We start from the raw sequence: 20727 nt of genomic DNA on the forward strand, positions 1-20727 counted from the left end.
AGCGTTCATCCTGAGCCAGGATCAAACTCTTCATTGTCGATTCTTATATAAGTACAAGTGCCCACTCCGAAAAACCCGTCCCGGCCCCGTCTCGCCCGGTTCAAATTCTCTTGAGGCCCCGTCCAAGCCGCCCATCGGCGGCGGGACCGGGCCCGTTGTCTTTACAATCTGTCAATGAACTACCAAACTCGCCCGGGCAATCCCCTTCATCATACCCCTCATAGCCCCAAAGCGGGTGCAAATATAAGAGGGTTTTTTGAATTAAAAATAAAATTTGAAAAAAGATTTGAAATAATTTTTCCCTCCTAATTCAACAGCTTAAAAGTAAGCCAATTACCCCAGACACTTATTTTCAAAAGGGCATTAAAAATAACCTAAATTATTCGTTTGGGCAAGGAATAGGTTTAAAACTTATACAGTATTCACCATCTGCCCGGTCAACAAATCGGCATAGTGCCAAAAGGAAGATCCTACGATGGCTAATAAAGCGTTAGGGATTGCAACGGCATCCCCGAGCACCAGCCATCTTTTTTGGCAGGTGATGAGGGATATAGTGAAAAGCCCGACCAACTTTTCAAAAAGTTGGGAACGCCTAAAAACCTTACCTCATATATTGTAGGCGTGGATACTAGGTATTATCTTTGCCGTCTTATTGTCAAAACAAGCGAATGATCAAAATTACATTACCCGACGGGTCGATCAAGGAGCATGCCAAGGGGAGTACACCGATGGATGTCGCGAGGGATATCAGCGAGGGACTGGCAAGAAATGTTATCTCCGCAAAATTTAACGGTACCATCATAGAGTCGACCACGCCATTGCAGGAGGATGGCGCCTTGGTGCTCTATACTTGGAGAGATCCGGAGGGCAAGACCGCTTTTTGGCATTCTTCGGCCCATATTCTGGCACAGGCTTTGGAAGAGTTATATCCCCAAGTGAAACTGTGGGTCGGGCCAGCCATCGAAAACGGTTTTTATTACGATGTCGATTTAGGAGAGGATAGTATTTCGGACAAGGATTTCAAGGCCATTGAGGATAAAATGCTCGAGATCGCCCGTGGCAAGCACGACTTTCAGATGCGGGAAGTAAGCAAGGCAGAGGCATTGGAATACTATAAAGGTAAAAACGAATACAAGGTTGACCTCATTCAAAATTTAGAAGACGGCACCATCACTTTCTGTGACCATTCGACCTTTACCGACCTTTGTAGAGGTGGTCACATTCCCAACACAGGAATCGTAAAAGCGGTCAAAATATTGAGCGTTGCCGGAGCGTATTACCAAGGCGATGAGAACAACAAGATGCTAACCCGGGTATATGGCATCTCTTTCCCCAAACAAAAAGAGCTAACCGAGTATCTCGAAATGCTCGAGGAGGCCAAGAAAAGAGATCACAGAAAACTGGGAAGGGAACTGGAACTATTCACCTTTTCGCAAAAAGTAGGTCAAGGATTGCCTTTATGGCTTCCTAAAGGGGCCGCCTTACGCGAACGTTTGGAACAGTTTCTCAAAAAGGCACAAAAGAAAGCCGGCTATGAAATGGTGGTGAGCCCGCATATCGGACAAAAGGAATTGTACGTGACTTCGGGACACTATGAAAAATATGGCGCCGATAGTTTTCAGCCCATTCACACCCCGAAGGAGGATGAGGAGTTTTTATTGAAACCGATGAACTGTCCCCATCATTGTGAGATATTTAAACATAGACCTTTTAGCTATCGGGAACTTCCAAAAAGATATGCCGAGTTCGGCACAGTGTATCGATATGAACAGAGTGGTGAGCTACATGGGTTGACAAGGGTTCGCGGCTTTACCCAGGACGATGCCCATATTTTCTGCACACCGGAGCAATTAGACCAGGAATTTAAAAATGTCATCGACCTATCGCTTTACGTCTTGGGATCCCTTGGATTCGAAAACTTTACCGCCCAAGTATCGGTGCGTGACCTTGAAACTCCGGAGAAATATATCGGATCGGTCGAAAACTGGGAAAAAGCTGAAAATGCCATCATCAACGCTGCCAGGGAAAAGGGACTGGACTATGTTATCGAATCGGGCGAAGCGGCCTTCTATGGTCCAAAGTTGGATTTTATGGTCAGGGACGCGTTGGGAAGGAACTGGCAACTGGGAACCATTCAGGTCGACTACAACTTACCCGAGCGTTTCGACCTTACTTATAAAGGTAGCGACAATGAAATGCATCGGCCCGTAATGATACACCGTGCACCCTTCGGCAGTATGGAACGTTTTATCGCCCTCTTGCTTGAGCACACCGGTGGTAATTTCCCTTTATGGTTGATTCCCGATCAGGCTATTATCCTTTCCGTGAGCGAGAAGCATGAAAAATATGCCGAAAAAGTTTTAAATTCCTTGGAAAATAACGAAATTCGCGCCCTCATTGATAATAGAAACGAAACCGTTGGCAAGAAAATACGGGAGGCAGAAATGAACAAAATCCCGTTTATGTTGATTGTCGGGGAGAATGAAGAGGCCAATGAAACAATTTCCGTTCGTAAACACGGAGGGGAGGATTTGGGCGCAATCAGTTTGAATGATTTTAGGAACTTGGTGAATACCGAAATAAATAGTACCTTAAAGTCGTTTTAAAATTATTAAAAGTTTAACTAAAAAAGTATAAGTCATAGCAATACGTAAAAGATTTAGGCCCCAACCTAGGAGGGAGAACAAAAACCCTCATAAAATCAATGAGAAAATTCTAGCGCCCCAAGTACGACTGGTGGGAGATAATGTCGAAGTGGGCATCTACCCAATAAGGGTTGCATTGGACAAGGCCGAGGAAGAAGGATTGGATTTGGTGGAGATTTCACCAAAGGCAGACCCGCCGGTATGTAAGATTATCGATTACAAAAAGTTTCTTTACGAACAGAAGAAACGTGAAAAGTTGATGAAGGCGAAGGCCTCCAAAGTAGTCGTGAAGGAGATTAGGTTTGGTCCGAATACCGATGACCACGATTACGAGTTCAAGAAGAAGCACGCCGAGAAGTTTCTAAAAGACGGTGCTAAATTAAAAGCCTACGTCTTTTTTAAGGGAAGATCGATAGTTTATAAAGACCAAGGTGAAATTTTATTGTTACGATTGGCGTCGGAATTGGAAGAATGGGGCAAGGTAGAACAGATGCCCAAGTTGGAAGGGAAGCGAATGACGATGTTCATTGCACCGAAGACCAAAAAATAAAACAGAGTGACTTTATAGTTACTTCCAATCATATCCTGTTCAAGGTCCTATTTTAAGGGATTTGTTCAGCGTATCCTTCGACTGTGTCCGAAATGACCCGGTCCAAGGATTATTTTTTAACAAGTAAGTGAGATTCATATTAAATAGGAAAAAATGCCTAAACAAAAAACAAAGTCCAGCGCCAAGAAGCGGTTTAAGCTGACCGGTACCGGCAAAATCAAACGAAAGCACGCTTTCAAAAGTCATATTTTGACCAAGAAATCCAAGAAGCGGAAGCTTGCTTTGACACATTCCACCTTGGTACATGAGGCGGATGTCAGCAATATCAAAGAGCAATTACGGTTAAAGTAATCGCTTTCAGGTAGTTTAATATTAACCATGGAGTTGGGCACATCACGAAAAACTACGTTACCGTTTGAGTGAGCCATCAAGTGGCGATTATCGCCCGCCTGCTACAAAAAATTAAAAATTATGCCAAGATCAGTAAATGCAGTAGCTTCCAGAGCCAGAAGAAAAAAGGTGATGAAGCAAGCCAAAGGTTACTTTGGAAGACGAAAGAATGTTTGGACGGTCGCCAAGAACGCGGTTGAAAAAGCGATGTTGTATGCCTATCGCGACCGAAAGAACAAAAAGAGAAATTTTCGCGCCTTATGGATTACCCGTATCAACGCGGGTGCCAGGATGCATGGTATGTCTTACTCCCAATTTATGGGTAAGGTAAAGGCGAACGGAATCGAATTGAACAGAAAGGTTTTGGCCGATCTGGCCATGAACCATCCGGAAGCTTTTAAAGCCGTTGTCGATAAGGTAAAATAAATTTTGAACATCTCACTTGCCGAAAAATCCGATTCAAATGAATCGGATTTTTTTATGCCCCGAAGGCCGTTAACACCAAATTTCTTTCAGACGCATTGTCGCGATGCTCACAGAGATAAACACCCTGCCAAACGCCAAGGTTCAGTTTCCCATTGGATATGGGGATTTGAACGGAAGCCCCCATCAAAGACGCCTTGATATGGGCGGGCATATCGTCGGGTCCTTCATAGGTATGGACGTAATACGAAGCGTTTTCGGGCACCACCACGTTCATATGGCTTTCAAAATCGATGCGTACCGAAGAGTCTGCATTTTCATTGATTGTAAGACTGGCGGAAGTATGTTTGATGAATACTTGGAGCATTCCCGTCTGTATTTCCCTTATTTGGGGTATCGATCGGAGAATACTTTCGGTTATCAAATGATAGCCCCTTGGATGTGATGGGAGCTTAATTTCTTTTTGATACATCTTCATAATTTGCTGTTATAGTCGAACGATGGTAAAACTTGTTAAAACTAAACGATTATCTTACCCGTAACAAATATCTTTGCCTCTTCAAAACCAACATAGCATGGATTTTTCCAAAATAAAAATGGTCGTTACCGATATGGACGGTACTTTGCTGAACTCCAAGCATGAAGTAAGCGATTGTTTTTTTACACTTTTTCACGAGCTGAAACAGCGCGATATCCTATTTGTCGCCGCCAGTGGAAGACAATACAGTAGCATTGTCGACAAATTGCGCCCTATCCAAAATGATATTATCGTAATTGCGGAGAATGGAGGTTTTGTGGTAATGGAAGAACAGGAATTGCTTGCCACACCTCTGGCCCATAGCGCCAAGAATGAAATTCTTGACATACTTGGGAAAGTGCCAAACGTTCATCCGGTTCTGTGTGGAAAGCACAACGCCCATTTAATGGATACCGATGCTACATTTATCGAAAAATTAGAGGAATACTATACAAAATACGAGGTTCTTCCAGATTTAAGAGCCTACCAAGGAGAGGTCTTGAAGATTGCCATCTATCACCATGTAAGCTCAGAAAAACATATTTACCCTTACGTAAAGCATTTAGAAGGGGATTTGAAAGTCAAGGTATCGGGTGAAAACTGGGTCGACATTTCGAGCTCCAACGCCCATAAGGGGTATGCGTTGCAAAAGGTACAGGAACTTCATAAAATAACGCCTGCAGAGACCATGGTATTTGGGGATTATAACAATGACCTGGAAATGCTGGCGCTGGGAGAATTTAGTTTTGCCATGGCCAACGCTCATCCAAACGTTAAAAAGATGGCTAACTACCATACTTTGAGCAATGATGAATTAGGAGTAGAGACTATTCTCAAAAAGCTACTTGCATCTTAGGTCTTCTGTTTCTTTTTCTGTGCGGCCGGAAAGAGCACGTTATTAAGGATAAGTCGGTAACCGGGCGAGGTCGGGTGTAGTTCCAATTCCGTTTTTGGGTCCCCTACCCTATGTTGATAATCCTCCGGATCATGGCCCCCATAAAAAGTGAAAAATCCTTTTCCCTTGATGCCGTGTATATAGCGGGCCTCACCATTGATTTTATTTTCGCCCAACACCATAACGGTCGGTTTAACCGTTTTCCTCTGAAAGGCCGTGGTCTGCCCCATAAACCCTTTAACAAGGGCCGTATGGTTCTGACAAAGCATAGTGGGTACCGGATCCCATTTGGCTGAGAAGTCCATTAAGGAAAAGTAATCCGACTCCTTGGGAACGTTGCCGCGCTTGGTGGTCATGTCAATGGATGAAAATTCATATTGCAAAGGACTTCTTTCCAAAACAAAATCCTGAAATGCAAACGTTTTCTTGAAATCCAGTTTTGCCTGATAATTGGCATCCGAGGGATCCCCATCGAACATAGGTTCACAAATATCCACGCCGTCCGCTGCTAGGGCAATGTCAAAACTATCGGTGGCGGAACACATGGCGAACATAAACCCACCCCCTATGACATAATTGCGGATTTTTAGGGCAACGGCCCTTTTTTCCTCCGAAACCTTATCGAAACCCAATTTCGCAGCCAAGGTTTCCGCTGCCTGCTTTTGTTCGATATACCAGGGAGCCGCACGATAGGCGCCGTAGAACTTTCCGTATTGTCCGGTAAAATCTTCATGGTGCAGATGCAGCCAATCGAAAAGTACCAATTTGTCGTTCAAAACTTCCTCATCATATACTGTCTCGTAGGGTATTTCGGCATAACTCAATACCATGGTCACGGCATCGTCCCAGGGTTGGTTTCCCTTTGGGGAATATACCGCAATTTTTGGTGCTTTTTCCAAAATAACGGCTTCCTGGTTCAGCGACGGACTGCTAATACCATCCAGGATGCGCTGTGTCTGGTCATCGGACAAAATCTCGAACGACACCCCCCGTATCTGGCATTCCTTTCGGATGTTATCCCCGTCGGGCAACAAAAAAGAACCACCCCGATAGTTGAGTAACCACTGTACCTTCTGCTGCTTGGTAAGCACCCAATAGGTAATTCCGTATGCCTTTAAATGATTTTTTTGGCTCTCGGCATCCATCGGAATCAGGAGGGAAGAGGCATAGGTTGAAAAAGAGCATAGCAGAAAGAGTAAGGAAAAAAGACGTGTGTTCATCATAGAATCAAAATCGCACCCCTTTTTACCCAGGGCTTTTACGATAAAGTTACGATTAAATGTCAAACGTGAATTATCGCAGCCTTACATTGACATGATTTTAACGGTCAAAGTGTTTATCTGGTCAACCGGATTATTCCAATAGATACAGGTGTTAACGAAACGCACCGCAAAGAATCCAAGAAAATGCCAGATATTGGAGGTGTCCGGTTGCTTAGAAAGGCACATCATTGTCTTCCTCGGGATCCAGGGGATCGTTCATGGAACTTCCGAAGGCTTCGTCGGCACCGGGAAGGTTTTTGGTGATAAACGGATTTTCATCATTCGCGTTCATCTTGGACTGAAACTCAAAGGGTGAATCAAAGTCATCAAGATTATCGAACTTACCGAGGTTACCCACAAACTTCAATCGTATATTGTCTAGCCCCCCATTACGGTGCTTTGCCACGATGAACTCCGCCTGTCCTTGGGTTGGCGTGCGCTCTTCATCGTCCCACTCGTCAATTTTGTAGTACTCGGGACGATAGATAAAGGAGACGATATCGGCGTCCTGCTCAATGGCTCCCGACTCCCTTAGGTCCGATAGAATTGGTCGTTTGCTTCCTCCTCTGGTCTCCACTGCCCTTGATAGCTGGGAAAGGGCGATGACCGGGACATTGAGTTCTTTTGCCAGTGCTTTGAGATTTCTGGAAATCGTTGATATCTCTTGCTCCCGATTGCCCCCTTTTTGGCTTCCGCCTGCGGTCATCAACTGTAAGTAATCGATAACGATTAACTTTATGCCGTGCTGGGAGGCCAAGCGTCTCGCCTTTGCACGCAGATCAAAAATAGAAAGTGAAGGCGTGTCATCGATAAACAGCGGAGCTTTCTCCAACGCTTTTACCTTTACGTTCAGCTGTTCCCATTCATGTTTTTCGAGTCTTCCGGTTCTTAGTTTCTCCGAGGAAAGCCCGGTCTCGGAGGAAATCAAACGGGTAATCAACTGTACCGAGGACATTTCCAAGGAAAAGAAAGCCACGGGAATTTCGGAATTCACGGCAATGTTCCGTGCCATGGAAAGTGTGAGCGCCGTTTTACCCATACCGGGCCGAGCTGCCACAATTATCAGGTCACTGGGTTGCCAACCGGAAGTCAATTTATCCACTTTGTCAAAACCGGAGGGTATACCGCTCAAACCTTCCTTGTTAGCGATTTCCTCGATGCGTTTCTTTGCCTGTATGACCAAATTTTGAGCGGTTTCCGCAGAACGTTTCAAATTACCCTGGGTAACGTCGTACAATTTGGATTCGGCATCGTCCAACAAATCAAAGACATCGGTACTATCATCATAGGCTTCCTCAATAATCTCGTTGGATATTTTGATGAGGCTGCGTTGTATATATTTTTGGAGGATAATTCGTGCATGAAACTCAATATGGGCCGAGGAAGCCACTTTTTGGGTGAGTTTGATGAGGTAAAAATCCCCTCCGACGGAATCCAACCGCCCGTCTTTCTTCAATTGGGAAGAAACGGTTAATAAATCGACCGGTTCGGAAGTTTCAAATAATTTGAAAATCGCCTCATAGATAAAGCGATGTGCGTCTTTGTAGAAAACATCTGGATGTAGGATATCTATTACTTCATCGACCCCTTTTTTGTCAATCATCATCGCTCCAAGCACAACCTCCTCTAAATCAACGGCTTGCGGAGGTATTTTACCTCGCTCCAAACCAATCAGCGTTGATTTGTCGATCTTACGGGCAATAATGGGGTCGGTTCTTTCCATGGCAACGAAAATATACAATTAACCTTAAGTTAACATCGATATGCCTATTCCGATATCAACAGTTCATTCACAATTAGGCTGTTGATAAGTTACAGTTTTATGTTGATAACGAAAAAAAACCAGGAATGAAAATTCCCGGTTTTTTTTCAGCTTGATAAAAACGCCGTTTATCCGTTAAAAACACCCATATTGGCATATTTTTCCATCCGGGCATTTACCAATTCTTTTGGTGATAACTTTTCCAGTTGTTCAAAATGGGCGGCAATCTTGTTTTTGACCGTTTGGAAGGTCTTCTCCCGATTGGTATGTGCGCCTCCTTCCGGTTCTCGAACTATTTCGTCTATCAACTTCAATTTTTTCATATCGGTCGATGTTAATTTCAGTGCTTCGGCAGCGGTTTCCTTAAATTCCCAACTCCTCCAAAGAATAGAGGAACACGATTCGGGCGATATTACCGAATACCACGTATTTTCCAACATCAAGACCACATCACCCACACCGATGCCCAACGCGCCTCCCGAAGCACCTTCCCCAATGATCACAACGATGATCGGCACTTTTAGCCGGGTCATTTCCAGGATATTTCTGGCGATGGCCTCGCCTTGACCACGTTGTTCCGCTTCGATGCCGGGATAGGCTCCCGGGGTATCGATCAGGCACACCACGGGAATATTGAATTTCTCAGCGGATTTCATTAAACGCAATGCTTTTCTATAGCCTTCCGGGTTCGCCATCCCAAAATTGCGATATTGACGGGTTTTCGTATTGTATCCTTTTTGTTGCCCAATGAACATGTAACTTTGATCTCCAATCTTTCCAAGACCACCGATCATCGCTTTGTCGTCCTTGACATTTCTGTCACCGTGCATCTCCAAAAAGGTATCGCCACATATCGCGCGGATATAGTCCAAGGTATAAGGTCGATTAGGGTGTCTAGAGAGTTGTACCCGTTGCCAGGCGGTTAGGTTCCTGTAAATCTCTTTTCGGGTTTCACTAAGCTTTTTCTCAATCTGTTTGCAGGTTTCACTGACGTCAACATCACTTTCCTCCCCAATCACCATACACTTGTCCAGCTGCTCTTCGAGCTCTTTGATCGGGAGTTCAAAATCCAAATATTCCATACTTCATGATCGGTTTAGTTCGTTGTATCGGCAAATATAAAACATTCTATAGAACGGTTCCCTAATCATCATTTTTTTAACCCATCTTTGGTTTTTAGTATACCGTTTAACACTACGGTACCTAGGATAATAAGTGCTCCCAGATAGAACATCGGGCTCATTTTTTCTTCGTCTCCCAATAGAAGAAAGGCCAAAACAATCCCATAAACAGGTTCCAGATTTACGGTCAGCATCACGGTATAGGGCGATAAATGACGCATGACCTTGACCGATGCTATAAAGGCATAGGCAGTACAGATGGATGACAGTATGAAAATAAACAGCCAATCATTTGTCGATAGTCTTAAGAGGTCGGTAGTAAAACCACCTGTTGCCGCCAAATATATCGATAGGAAGAGTGCCCCGATGCCCAATTCATACAACGAAATTACCGATGGCTTTTCACTTCGGACCAATTGTCCATTGACCAGTGAAAAAATTGCGGAAAGAAAGGCCGAGATCAAAGCCAAGCCAATACCGAAGGCATATTGGCTTTCCACCCTAAAAATAATTGCTAGGCCTATCATGACTATCATCCCGAAAATAATTTCATAGGCAATCACCTTACGACCGTACCAAATGGGTTCCAAAACGGCCGTAAAAAATGCCCCGGTCGACATCGTTGCCAACGCTACCGATACCGTAGCCACCTTTATGGCCATAAAAAAAGTAACCCAATGCAGGGCTATGGCAATTCCCGCCAAAACCATCCAACGACCGTTTCTTCCCGACAGCGTGAAGGGAAATCTTCTTGCTTTGACAAATATGAGTATGATGATGGTAGCTATCAACATGCGATACCAGACCAACGGTAATGCCGCAATGGTAATGAGCTTACCCAACACGGCTGTAAAGCCCCAGATGAAGACGATAAAATGTAAATGAAGATAATCTTTTATCTTAGCGTTTGGCATTTTGAAGGAGGTAAAGCGCCAGGACACCAAAAAAAACGTTTGGAATGATTACGGCCAATAGCGGGGAGAAACCCGCCTGTTCTGCCAGCGTTCCGAACACCTTGTCAAAAAAAATGAAGATGAAGGCGACAAAGATACCAAAGGCCAAATTAACGCCCATTCCACCCCGTCGTTTAATAGATGACACGGCAACTGCGATTATCGTTAAAATGAACGCACTCACTGGGAGGGCCCAACGTTTGTATTTCACCAGCTTGTAGGCGTTGATATTGGAAGCTCCTTTTTTCTTCTGGTCCTCAATAAATTGGTTTAATTCGAACAAGTCCTTGGTCTCTGCCACATAAGAAACCGGGGTAAGATCGTCTATTTTAAAATTGAACACGGTATCTAGCCTTCGCTTGGTCTCCATAATCTCCCTGTTTCCCCTAAGTTTTCTTTTTTGGTACGAAGTGAGGCGGTAGGTAGAATCTTTCTCGATCCATCGAATCATATTGGCAGAAATCTTGAAATCGAGCTGGTTATCCTTGTTGAAGCGCTCAAAGGTAAAATTATTACCACTTTTTCGGGCAGGATTGAAACTGCTCACATAGATAAAGTCGGTCTCATTCAATTGGGTAAAAATATTGGTCGTAACGCGGTCTTCCCTTCCCCGTTTCAAATATTTATACTTGAATTCGTTGAATCCGGCACTAGCCTTTGGTACGATAAACATCGCCATTAGGAACATCAGCACCGCAATAATCGAGGCCCCTATCAAATACGGCCTCAAAAAGCGTGCAAAAGAGACCCCGGAACTCAAAATGGCAACGATTTCGGTGTTGCTGGCCAATTTTGACGTAAAAAATATAATGGACAGAAAAAGAAAAATAGGGAACAAGAGACTACCAATATAAATCGTGAAATTGCCATAATAGATCAAGATTTCGTTTACGGGAGCCTCGTTGTCGATCATTTTTCCGATCTGTTCGGCCAAATTCGCCATGATTCCAATAGGGACGAAAAGCATGATCATCACGGCAAACGTAATAAGATATCGCTTTAAGATATACTTGTCTAAAATCGTCACGATTACAGTCGTTTGTCCATTTGTTGTACCATTCGATTCTTCCAACTCGAAAAGTCACCCGCTAAAATATGTTTTCTAGCCTCACGAACCAACCACAAGTAGAATCCGAGGTTATGAATGGTCGCAATTTGTTTTCCCAGATATTCGTTGGCGGCGAACAGATGCCTCAAATAGGCTTTTGAGTATTCCTGGTCTACGAAGGTCATCCCCATCTCATCCAGTGGCGAGAAATCGTCTTCCCATTTTTTGTTTTTGATATTGATGGTTCCATGGGCGGTGAATAACATTCCGTTACGTGCATTCCTTGTAGGCATTACGCAATCGAACATATCAATACCCAAGGCAATGTTTTCCAAAATATTAATCGGTGTGCCCACACCCATCAAATACCTTGGTTTGTCTGTGGGCAATATATCGCAGACTACCTCGGTCATAGCATACATTTCCTCAGCAGGTTCCCCTACCGAAAGTCCACCAATGGCATTGCCCTCGGCGCCTACCCCTGCAATATATTCTGCAGATTGTCTTCGTAAATCGGTGTAAGTGGAACCCTGAACAATAGGAAAAAAGGTTTGGGCATAATCATATTCAAAAGGGGTTTTTTCCAAATGCGCCATACAGCGATCTAACCAACGGTGGGTCATGTGCATAGAGCGCTTGGCATAGCCGTAGTCACAAGGATATGGTGTACATTCGTCAAAAGCCATAATGATATCGGCCCCAATAATTCGTTGTATTTCCATTACATTTTCGGGTGTGAAAAAATGCGTAGATCCATCGATATGGGACTTGAACTTGACGCCTTCCTCCTTGATTTTTCTATTCGCCGAAAGTGAATAGACTTGATAACCACCGCTATCGGTTAGAATATTTCTATCCCATCCCATAAATTTGTGGAGCCCACCAGCCTGTTTCAGGATATCAATCTTGGGCCGAAGAAACAAATGATAGGTGTTGCCCAAGATTATATCGGGATTAATTTCTTCCTTTAACTCTCTTTGGTGCACCCCTTTTACGGAAGCCACCGTACCTACGGGCATAAAAATCGGGGTTTCGATAGCCCCGTGATCGGTAATCATAGTTCCAGCACGTGCCTTGCTACGGGAATCAATATGGTGTAAGCTAAATTTCAAATTGTAAATTATGGTCGCAAAGATAGACAACTAGCCCCTAGTTGTTCCTTAACAAAAAAATAAATTTGCCTGTGTGACCGTGACTCGGGCAATAGCAGCCAGCTAGCATTTGACACTCCAACCTGATTTTGAATTTGCCCCTGTTTTTCCCGTTGATAAAATATGATAACTCCTCCTTGCCTACCCAAAAGAATGCCACTACTTTTGAACATCTCAAAAAATAAGCAATGCCAACAACAAAAGAACTTGAAGATTTAGTGCTGCAAACGCGGCGGGATATCTTGCGGATGGTACATAAGGTAAATTCGGGCCATCCTGGAGGGTCATTGGGATGTACCGAGTTTTTTATTGCCCTTTATCATGAAATCATGGAATTGAAGGAAGGTTTCGATATGGATGGAATCGGGGAAGATCTTTTCTTTCTATCCAACGGCCATATCTCACCTGTTTATTATAGCGTCTTGGCAAGAAAGGGATATTTTCCCATTGACGAATTAAACACTTTTCGACTCATCAATTCCCGTCTACAGGGGCATCCGACGACACATGAAGGTCTTCCGGGAGTTCGTATCGCATCAGGTTCGCTCGGCCAAGGAATGTCGGTAGCTATTGGGGCTGCCTTATCCAAAAAATTAAATAAAGACCCTCACTTGATCTTTAGCCTTCACGGAGACGGTGAGCTGCAGGAAGGTCAAAATTGGGAGGCCATCATGTACGCAGCCGGAAACAAGGTCGATAACTTGATTTCGACCGTGGATCTAAACGGACAACAAATCGATGGAGCCACCGAGGATGTATTGCCAATGGGCGATTTAAAAGCCAAATTTGAAGCTTTTGGATGGGATGTACTCGAAATCGAGGAGGGAAATAACCTCGAGGCTGTCATCAAAGGAATGCAGGAGGCGAAAACAAGAACTGGAAAAGGTAAGCCTGTTTGCGTACTGTTGCGTACGATCATGGGTCATGGTGTCGACTTTATGATGCATACCCATGCATGGCACGGGAAAGCCCCAAATGATGAGCAATTGGCCGAGGGACTCTCACAGAATGCGGAGACACTAGGGGACTATTAATAGACTTTAAATCATTGTAAGTTTGACTCTCGCCAAAGTTTATCCTGAGCTGGGTCGAGAGTGGAAATAAAAAAATTCTTATGACAAAATACGTAGATCAAGGAAAAAACGATACACGAAGTGGCTATGGTGCCGGAATGACCGAACTGGGAAGAACCAACCCAAAGGTCGTTGCGCTTTGCGCCGATTTGGTGGGATCTCTAAAGATTCAACCGTTTATCGATGAGCACCCGGAGCGTTTTTTTCAGGTAGGCATTGCCGAAGCCAATATGATGGGCATCGCCGCGGGACTCACCATTGGGGGTAAGATACCGTTTGCCAGTACCTTTGCGAATTTCGCTACTGGAAGGGTCTACGACCAAATACGACAATCGATCGCCTACTCCGGGAAGAATGTAAAAATCTGTGCTTCACATGCTGGAATTACCCTGGGGGAAGATGGGGCCACCCATCAAATTTTGGAAGACATCGGGTTAATGAAAATGCTTCCGGGGATGACAGTGATCAACCCCTGTGATTACAACCAGACCAAAGCGGCTACGATTGCCATCGCAGAACACCAGGGACCGGTATATCTGCGTTTCGGACGGCCTAAGGTCGCTAATTTCACCCCGGTAGACCAAAAATTCGAAATCGGCAAAGCCTTATTGTTGAACGAAGGTACCGACGTGACCATCATCGCTACCGGACATTTGGTTTGGGAGGCATTGATCGCTGCCGAAAATTTGGAAAGTGAAGGTATTTCGGCCGAAGTGGTCAATATTCATACTATCAAACCCTTGGACGATGCTGCCGTGTTAAAGTCTGTTAAAAAAACGGGTTGTGTCGTTACTGCCGAAGAACATAACTATCTGGGCGGATTGGGAGAAAGTATCGCTAGAGTACTTGCAACCCGGCATCCTGCGCCCCAGGAATTCGTCGCTACACAGGACACTTTTGGTGAAAGTGGCACCCCATCCCAACTCATGGAGAAATACGGTTTAAACAATAAAGCCATATACGAGGCCGTTCATAGGGTATTGAAGAGAAAATGACAGTGGTATCGTTTTTGATACCACGAAACGTACTAAAACGAGCACATTATGAAATTCAACAAAAGAGTACTTCTTTCAGCGGCTATCGCATGTATTGGCTTTACCGCATTTGCACAAAAAGATTCAGGTTTCGGTATAAAAGCCGGGCTCAACTACAACCAGAATGGCGACCTGATCGCTTCGGTCGGCGACGGGGCGGAAAATATTGTACAGGGCGCCGATGGAAAAGTGGGGTATCACTTCGGTGTTTTCGGAAAACTTGAACTGTCCAGCCTGTATATTCGGCCAGAGTTGATTTATACCAGAACTTCCAGTAGCTATGATGTGAGTGGAAGCACCAACGACTATGACATCTCCAAGTTGGATTTACCTGTCTTGGTGGGTGTCAAGGTTATTGGACCCTTACATGTTTTTGCCGGACCCGCTTTTCAGTATATGTTGGAGAATGATTTGGAGGACTTTAGTATTAACGACGCGGAAAATGATTTTACGGTGGGTCTGCATTTAGGGGCTGGCGTTAATTTAGGTAGGTTAGGTCTCGATGTACGGTATGAACGAGGGTTCTCTGAAAATGAGGCGGAATTTGTAGGGAACAATGTAACCGATATTTCCGGAAGGGTCGATTCCCGACCTTCACAGGTTATTTTCTCCGCTTCCCTCAAGCTCTAATAATTATTTATATCCACGGAACCAAAAGGAAAAGGCCTTGATTCGATATCAGGGCCTTTTCCTTTTCAATGACTTCAAGTCTTCACAACTAAGCAAGCTGCACTAGCTGTCACTATCTAAATAATCAGGAATGCCGTCACCATCGGTGTCGGGTAACGTAACGGAACCATCAGGGTTGATAACTATTTCGTCTCTCGTTGCCACTTCATCACCATCGTCGTCATTGTCCAGATAATTGGGAAAACCGTCGGAATCGGTATTATCGTTTATCAAGTTTTCATCGTTGTCCAAATCTTCCATGAAGGTCGGCACACCGTCACGGTCATGGTCTGCCGTATTGGCAACCAGCAGTTCTACGGTAAAAATCAAAGGTGCATAGGCGCTTCCTGGTTGGGTTCCACGGAAATAAGCCAATCCAGAAGGCATAAATAGGACTCCAGAACCAAATCCCTCTACGTCAAAAGTACCGTCTTCATTCACGTTGATCATACCGCCCGGTCTAAATTTCGGCAAGCCGTTTTTAAAGCCCCTTATCGTTCCGGGATTAGACTGGGTGAGGGTACCCTGAAGGTCGAGCCAAATAGGAGCTCCTAGATTACTATCGAATATAGTACCGTCTAAAAGCGTTCCTTGGTACCGTAGATACAATGAATCCACAAAAGTCGGGTTCTCCCCCACTCCTGTCTCCGCCTCCAAATAATACAGGGTATGCTCAACTTCTTCGTTGTCATCCAATCCAAAGTCTTCGGACCTCACAGTAATGGTCTGAGTTTGTAATTGGGGATCTTGCATATCGAATATCGAGGTCTTATCGGCATTGTCCCCGGCAATGGTATCGATGCGAATTCGATAATCAAAACCTTCCGGTGGATTTTCGAATTCCTCATAATTGTAAAAATGGGTCTGTAAAAATGCTACAATAGCCGCATTATCTTCCGCAAAAACTTCGCTTAGCGTCCGAGGTGGAACCACAATTAGCTCCGGACCGCCATTATCGTCATCCCCACATGACCAAATCAAGGCCGTAATCCAAATAAAGAAAAAAATAAATCTTCTGCCCATCTGTACGATATTAGCTGCTTTTAGGGCCGCAAGATACAATTTTCAGTTATTTTTGTGAGCGTCTTAACAAAGAATTTGGATAGTAGATGCGTATAGACAAATACCTCTGGAGCACTCGGTACTTCAAGACCAGAAACATAGCCTCCACCGCCTGTAAAAAGGGACAGGTCAAGGTAAATGACCTTGTTGTAAAACCGTCACGGGAGGTATACCCCATGGATAAAATAATCGTACGCAAAAATCAAATTAACTATCAACTCACGGTATTGGATATCCCACCTAGTCGCGTTGGGGCTAAGTTGGTCGATATATCGCAAGGATACTACGCACAAGGAAGCCTTCGAGAAAAACGAACTGCTCAAATTGTCAAAAGACTATTACCGTAAAAAAGGGTTGGGTAGGCCTACTAAAAAAGATCGACGCGAAATTGAAGGCTATATCGATACCCATGCTGATTTCCTTGAAAATGATTCCCATGAGGAAGAATAGTCTATCGGGGCAAACGCCGAACTTATCAAAAGCTTCGTTATCTTTGATTTACAAACAACCCCGGGAAAACCCGCGAGGTATTTGTGAGGAAGCGACTTATAAATAGCGATGTAAGCCTCGGAGCATTTAAATCCCGGTCATCGAGAAAACGCAGGACGTCATGGACAACCCTATTCTGACACATCAACAAATACAGCACACCATTCGACGTATCGCCTATCAGATCTACGAGGCCAATGTCGAGGAAAAGGAAATCGTTATTGCCGGAATCGAAGGCGGGGGATTAAATTTTGCCAAGAAAATACAATCCGTATTGCGAAAAATTACCGAAGCTGACATCCTACTCTGCACGGTGTATATGGATAAAAGCGATCCATTGGGCAGCGGCGTAACTACTTCAATGAAAGAGGCAGCGTACAGGGATAAATCGATTGTACTGGTAGATGACGTATTAAATTCCGGTACTACCCTGATCTATGGAGTGCACCATTTTTTAAAAACTCCCTTGAAACAATTAAAGACTGCGGTCTTGGTTAACCGAAACCACAAGAAATATCCTGTGAAGGCCGATTATAAGGGAATTTCCTTGTCTACCTCGTTGCACGAACACGTACATGTTACATTTGAGACGAAGAACGACCGCGTCTTTCTAAACTAAGAATTTTCCGATTTCCATAGCAATTTCCTCGGCTGTTTTACCATCGCTGGATATAATATGGGTGGCACGATTATAAAAAAAGCTCCTTTCGAACAGATGTTTCCCTATAAATTCGGGTAGTTCCCCATTCGGGATGTCTTTGATTAAGGGACGTTGCATTTTTTCCTTGCCCAGGCGTTCTACCAAACCATTTAGGGATACTTTTAAATAAAAAATGTGGTCGGTAGTCTTGAGAAGCGTTTCTAGATTGTCACCGTAACAAGGTGTTCCTCCCCCGGTAGCGATCACGAGATCTTTCTTTTGCTGAATTATTTTCTTCAGATATTCGGATTCTTTGTTCCGAAAATAGATTTCGCCCTTCACTTTGAAAATGGTCGCTATTTTCTGCTCCTCTTCCTCCTCTATAAAGTCATCCAAATCGATGAATTCCAATCCCATTTGTTTCGCGAGTAGTTTGCCAACCGTGGATTTACCACTCCCCATATACCCTAACAAAATGATTTTCACGAGCTTGATTTTTGTAAAAATGAACGTTTTCTTTTCAATTTCAAAGAAAAGGCAAATTTCTCGTAAAATCGACTTGCTAAATAAATTATTGATCTTATATTTGCAGCCGCTAAGGAAGAAACTTTCCGAGTGTTTTATTGACCTGGTAGCTCAGTTGGTAGAGCATCTCCCTTTTAAGGAGAGGGTCCTGGGTTCGAGCCCCAGCCAGGTCACCGATTTAGTCAAAAGCCCAACCTAATGGTAAGGGCTTTTTTATGATATGTAACCGGGCCGCAAAGCCTATTCCTCATTGATACCAACAAATTACTCTTAGGTGATGGAATACCTTTGCACTTCATTTCGACCATAAATTGACGTCACGTTCACCCTTCAGCTTTCATCCCTTTGGACACCATAGCAAACAAGCAGGATATTCAAAAACTAATCAGGGAACACACAGTGTTCAGCTTTATCCACAGCACCTACGGACCACCCCCTGAAATGAAGAGGCCCCCAGGATTTGTATCCTTATCAAAAATCATTTTGGAACAACAGGTGAGTTTAGCCTCTGCCCGTGCCCATTTCGAAAGATTGAAGGCCTATGTTCCCGAATTCAAACCAGCATATCTCTTGAAGTTGACCGACCAGGAGATGCGAAAATGTCATATCAGCAAACAGAAAGCGTCTTACTTGAGGTCTCTCTCCTCATCCATCATCAACGGAGAACTGGATCTAAAGGGGTTATGGGAATTGGACGAACCTGAAATAAGACGGCAACTTACCCAAATCAAGGGTATCGGTAATTGGACAGCCGATGTGTATCTCATGTTTTGCCTACAATCCAAAGACATCTTCCCCATCGGGGATATCGCCATCATCCACACGGTAAAAGAACTCACCGCTGCCCAATCAAAGGAAGAAATCAGTGCTTTGTCCGAACATTGGAGACCGCTTCGTTCCTTGGCTTCTTTTTTTCTTTGGCATTATTATTTACGTAAACGAAATCGTCCGCTACTTTTGTAAATCGCTTTGGTGACGATGTACAAGCTTTTATAACTTTTCCTTAATTTAACCCGGTAACAATCCGTATGTTAGGCCTTATCAAGGGGTTAGGTTCACAGGGTGATTTCGCATCAAGGTCACTGTCACAAAACTGGATTGTTCGTTGTATATGCTCTATACCATACTCGTCATATTATATATCATCACCGCACTGATTATTGTAATCAGCCTGTTGGTTAACGGGGTACGACCAGCAAAGACCTTGGCCTGGTTGTTGGCCATCTTCACCATTCCCGTAGGGGGTATTTTGTTGTATCTGATGATCGGAAGAAATCGCCGAAAGAACAAATTGTTTCGGCTTAAAAAGCCCGGTGTTGGGGTTGCAAACCCTGTTGACTTCACCCTTCCGAATGAATACTCCCACTACCAAAAAATAGTACGGCTTATAGAAAAGAATTGTGGCTTTTCCCCTACTACGGGCAATTCCCTTGTATATCTTAAGGACGGGAAGACTACTTTTGAAAGCATTTTTGAGGCCTTGGAGAAAGCCCAACATTTTATTCATTTGCAGTATTATATTTTCGAAGAGGGCAGCTTGGCCGATTCCCTGTTGGAGGTCTTTCGCAGAAAAGAGGCGGCCGGAGTACAGATTCGGTTGATCTACGATGGGGTGGGTAGTTTTTCGCTAAGTAGACCATATCTTACAAAATTACAGGAAATCGGGGTAGAGGTCGTTCCGTTCCTCCCCTTTAGATTCGGTCGATTCCTTCGATCGGTCAATTATCGGAACCACCGAAAAATAATAGTGGTCGATGGCAAAGTGGCCTTTACGGGCGGCATCAATATCTCGGATAAATACCTAAAGGGAGACCCCACATTGGGCCATTGGCACGATATGCATTTACGGATCGAAGGTCCGGCCGCGGCAGACCTCAACCGTGTTTTTTTGGAAGATTGGCAGTTGGTAGATGGTCGTAGGCCTGTTGCCATTGACTCCGTTTTTCAAACTACCGGTATGGGCGCCACTGACGTACAAATCGTTTCCAGCGGTCCCGATGACGATTTTCCAACCATCGAAGAGGTTTATTTTTCCATCATCAACAATGCAAGAAAGTACCTTTACATCACCAACCCATATATCATCCCTGGCCAAGCCATACTTACTGGCCTGGAAACGGCCGCACTAAGCGGGGTCGACGTGCGGTTGCTAATCTCCGAAAAAAACGATAGTTCATTAGTGAACTGGAGCGTACGTTCCTATTTCGAGGAATTGTTGAGGGCTAGTGTCAAAATTTATCTTTTTCCCCACGGATTCTTGCATAGCAAGCTAATGGTCTGTGACGATTTTGTAGCGTCTGTAGGCACCGCCAACATGGATGTCAGAAGTTTTGAGCAGAACTACGAGGTCAACGCCATCGTCTATGATAGTAATTTCGCCAAGGCGTTACGGGACGATTATCTTTTGGACTGCTCGAAAAGTATTCATTTAACCTATGACACCCATCGACAACGACCATGGCTTGAACGATTGAAGGAAGGGATCGCCAAAATCTTCAGTCCGCTACTATGAATAAAG

General features: G+C 44.2%; 20 protein-coding genes, 1 tRNA gene and 1 pseudogene. 13 read left to right on the forward strand and 9 right to left on the reverse strand.

Translation table 11 applies throughout. The features are described 5' to 3' along the window. The first annotated feature begins 668 nt into the window (after positions 1-668). The 4 genes from thrS to rplT all read left to right on the forward strand — a co-directional run bounded on the left by thrS (position 669) and on the right by rplT (position 4011). Complete coding sequence (gene thrS, locus FK220_RS00005) at positions 669-2606, forward strand: threonine--tRNA ligase (protein ID WP_152572239.1); 1938 nt, start codon at positions 669-671, stop codon at positions 2604-2606. Between the two features lie 34 nt (positions 2607-2640). Next, complete coding sequence (infC, locus tag FK220_RS00010) at positions 2641-3195, forward strand: translation initiation factor IF-3 (RefSeq protein ID WP_152572240.1); 555 nt, start codon at positions 2641-2643, stop codon at positions 3193-3195. Between the two features lie 153 nt (positions 3196-3348). Next, positions 3349-3546, forward strand: a complete 198-nt coding sequence (gene rpmI, locus FK220_RS00015) for a 50S ribosomal protein L35 (RefSeq protein ID WP_152572241.1) — start codon at positions 3349-3351, stop codon at positions 3544-3546. A 120-nt stretch (positions 3547-3666) separates the two neighbouring features. Next, the gene (rplT, locus tag FK220_RS00020; protein WP_152572242.1) at positions 3667-4011 is read left to right on the forward strand and encodes a 50S ribosomal protein L20; all 345 of its coding nucleotides are present in this window, start codon (positions 3667-3669) and stop codon (positions 4009-4011) included. 52 nt (positions 4012-4063) lie between these two features. On the opposite strand, the gene FK220_RS00025 is transcribed toward rplT, so the two are convergent. Continuing rightward, positions 4064-4486: a secondary thiamine-phosphate synthase enzyme YjbQ gene (locus FK220_RS00025; protein WP_152572243.1), complete on the reverse strand. Its 423-nt coding sequence runs from the start codon at positions 4484-4486 to the stop codon at positions 4064-4066. A gap of 97 nt (positions 4487-4583) precedes the next feature. Here FK220_RS00025 and FK220_RS00030 point away from each other — a divergent pair, with 97 nt between their 5' ends. Further along, entirely contained in the window at positions 4584-5381 is a 798-nt protein-coding gene (locus FK220_RS00030; RefSeq protein WP_152572244.1) for an HAD family hydrolase, read from the forward strand. Here the strand turns inward: FK220_RS00030 and FK220_RS00035 are convergent. The 6 genes from FK220_RS00035 to tgt all read right to left on the reverse strand — a co-directional run bounded on the left by FK220_RS00035 (position 5378) and on the right by tgt (position 12678). Further along, positions 5378-6640 carry an asparagine synthetase B gene (locus FK220_RS00035; RefSeq protein WP_152573603.1) on the reverse strand — a complete coding sequence of 421 codons (1263 nt, stop codon included), beginning with the start codon at positions 6638-6640 and terminating at the stop codon, positions 5378-5380. The genes FK220_RS00030 and FK220_RS00035 overlap by 4 nt on opposite strands. A 214-nt stretch (positions 6641-6854) precedes the next feature. Further along, positions 6855-8405, reverse strand: coding sequence for a replicative DNA helicase (gene dnaB / locus FK220_RS00040; RefSeq protein ID WP_152572245.1), 1551 nt, complete (start codon positions 8403-8405; stop codon positions 6855-6857). A 167-nt stretch (positions 8406-8572) separates the two neighbouring features. After that, positions 8573-9526 (reverse strand): acetyl-CoA carboxylase carboxyltransferase subunit alpha, encoded by a 954-nt coding sequence (locus tag FK220_RS00045; RefSeq protein ID WP_152572246.1) that lies wholly within the window; start codon positions 9524-9526, stop codon positions 8573-8575. A gap of 68 nt (positions 9527-9594) precedes the next feature. Next, positions 9595-10479, reverse strand: a complete 885-nt coding sequence (locus FK220_RS00050) for a DMT family transporter (RefSeq protein ID WP_152572247.1) — start codon at positions 10477-10479, stop codon at positions 9595-9597. Continuing rightward, a complete protein-coding gene (locus FK220_RS00055; protein WP_152572248.1) occupies positions 10466-11545 on the reverse strand; it encodes an LptF/LptG family permease in 1080 nt (359 codons plus the stop codon). The genes FK220_RS00050 and FK220_RS00055 overlap by 14 nt, the downstream gene beginning before the upstream one ends. A 2-nt stretch (positions 11546-11547) precedes the next feature. Next, positions 11548-12678 carry a tRNA guanosine(34) transglycosylase Tgt gene (gene tgt / locus FK220_RS00060; protein WP_152572249.1) on the reverse strand — a complete coding sequence of 377 codons (1131 nt, stop codon included), beginning with the start codon at positions 12676-12678 and terminating at the stop codon, positions 11548-11550. Positions 12679-12905: 227 nt separating this feature from the next. Here tgt and FK220_RS00065 point away from each other — a divergent pair, with 227 nt between their 5' ends. From FK220_RS00065 to FK220_RS00075, 3 genes are all read left to right on the forward strand, one after another. Further along, complete coding sequence (locus FK220_RS00065) at positions 12906-13751, forward strand: transketolase (protein WP_152572250.1); 846 nt, start codon at positions 12906-12908, stop codon at positions 13749-13751. 80 nt (positions 13752-13831) lie between these two features. After that, a complete protein-coding gene (locus tag FK220_RS00070; protein WP_152572251.1) occupies positions 13832-14785 on the forward strand; it encodes a transketolase family protein in 954 nt (317 codons plus the stop codon). 48 nt (positions 14786-14833) lie between these two features. Further along, complete coding sequence (locus tag FK220_RS00075) at positions 14834-15454, forward strand: porin family protein (protein ID WP_152572252.1); 621 nt, start codon at positions 14834-14836, stop codon at positions 15452-15454. 102 nt (positions 15455-15556) lie between these two features. On the opposite strand, the gene FK220_RS00080 is transcribed toward FK220_RS00075, so the two are convergent. Then, positions 15557-16516, reverse strand: coding sequence for an FKBP-type peptidyl-prolyl cis-trans isomerase (locus FK220_RS00080; RefSeq protein WP_152572253.1), 960 nt, complete (start codon positions 16514-16516; stop codon positions 15557-15559). A gap of 86 nt (positions 16517-16602) precedes the next feature. Between FK220_RS00080 and FK220_RS00085 the strand changes: the two are divergent. Both FK220_RS00085 and FK220_RS00090 read left to right on the forward strand, forming a co-directional pair. Next, a pseudogene (locus tag FK220_RS00085) lies at positions 16603-17005 on the forward strand (RNA-binding S4 domain-containing protein). Positions 17006-17165: 160 nt separating this feature from the next. Further along, positions 17166-17663, forward strand: coding sequence for a phosphoribosyltransferase domain-containing protein (locus tag FK220_RS00090; RefSeq protein WP_152572254.1), 498 nt, complete (start codon positions 17166-17168; stop codon positions 17661-17663). Here FK220_RS00090 and FK220_RS00095 read toward each other — a convergent pair. After that, positions 17655-18170: a shikimate kinase gene (locus tag FK220_RS00095; RefSeq protein ID WP_152572255.1), complete on the reverse strand. Its 516-nt coding sequence runs from the start codon at positions 18168-18170 to the stop codon at positions 17655-17657. The two genes, FK220_RS00090 and FK220_RS00095, sit on opposite strands and share 9 nt — an antisense overlap. 139 nt (positions 18171-18309) lie before the next feature. Here FK220_RS00095 and FK220_RS00100 point away from each other — a divergent pair. The 3 genes from FK220_RS00100 (at position 18310) to cls (ending at position 20721) form a co-directional block, all read left to right on the forward strand. Further along, positions 18310-18382, forward strand: a tRNA-Lys gene (locus FK220_RS00100). Between the two features lie 172 nt (positions 18383-18554). Then, positions 18555-19172 (forward strand): DNA-3-methyladenine glycosylase family protein, encoded by a 618-nt coding sequence (locus FK220_RS00105; protein ID WP_238718852.1) that lies wholly within the window; start codon positions 18555-18557, stop codon positions 19170-19172. Between the two features lie 148 nt (positions 19173-19320). Beyond that, a complete protein-coding gene (gene cls, locus FK220_RS00110) occupies positions 19321-20721 on the forward strand; it encodes a cardiolipin synthase (protein WP_152572256.1) in 1401 nt (466 codons plus the stop codon). Positions 20722-20727: the final 6 nt, after the last annotated feature.

Source organism: Pelagihabitans pacificus (genome assembly GCF_009371985.2).
Lineage (GTDB): Bacteria > Bacteroidota > Bacteroidia > Flavobacteriales > Flavobacteriaceae > Pelagihabitans > Pelagihabitans pacificus.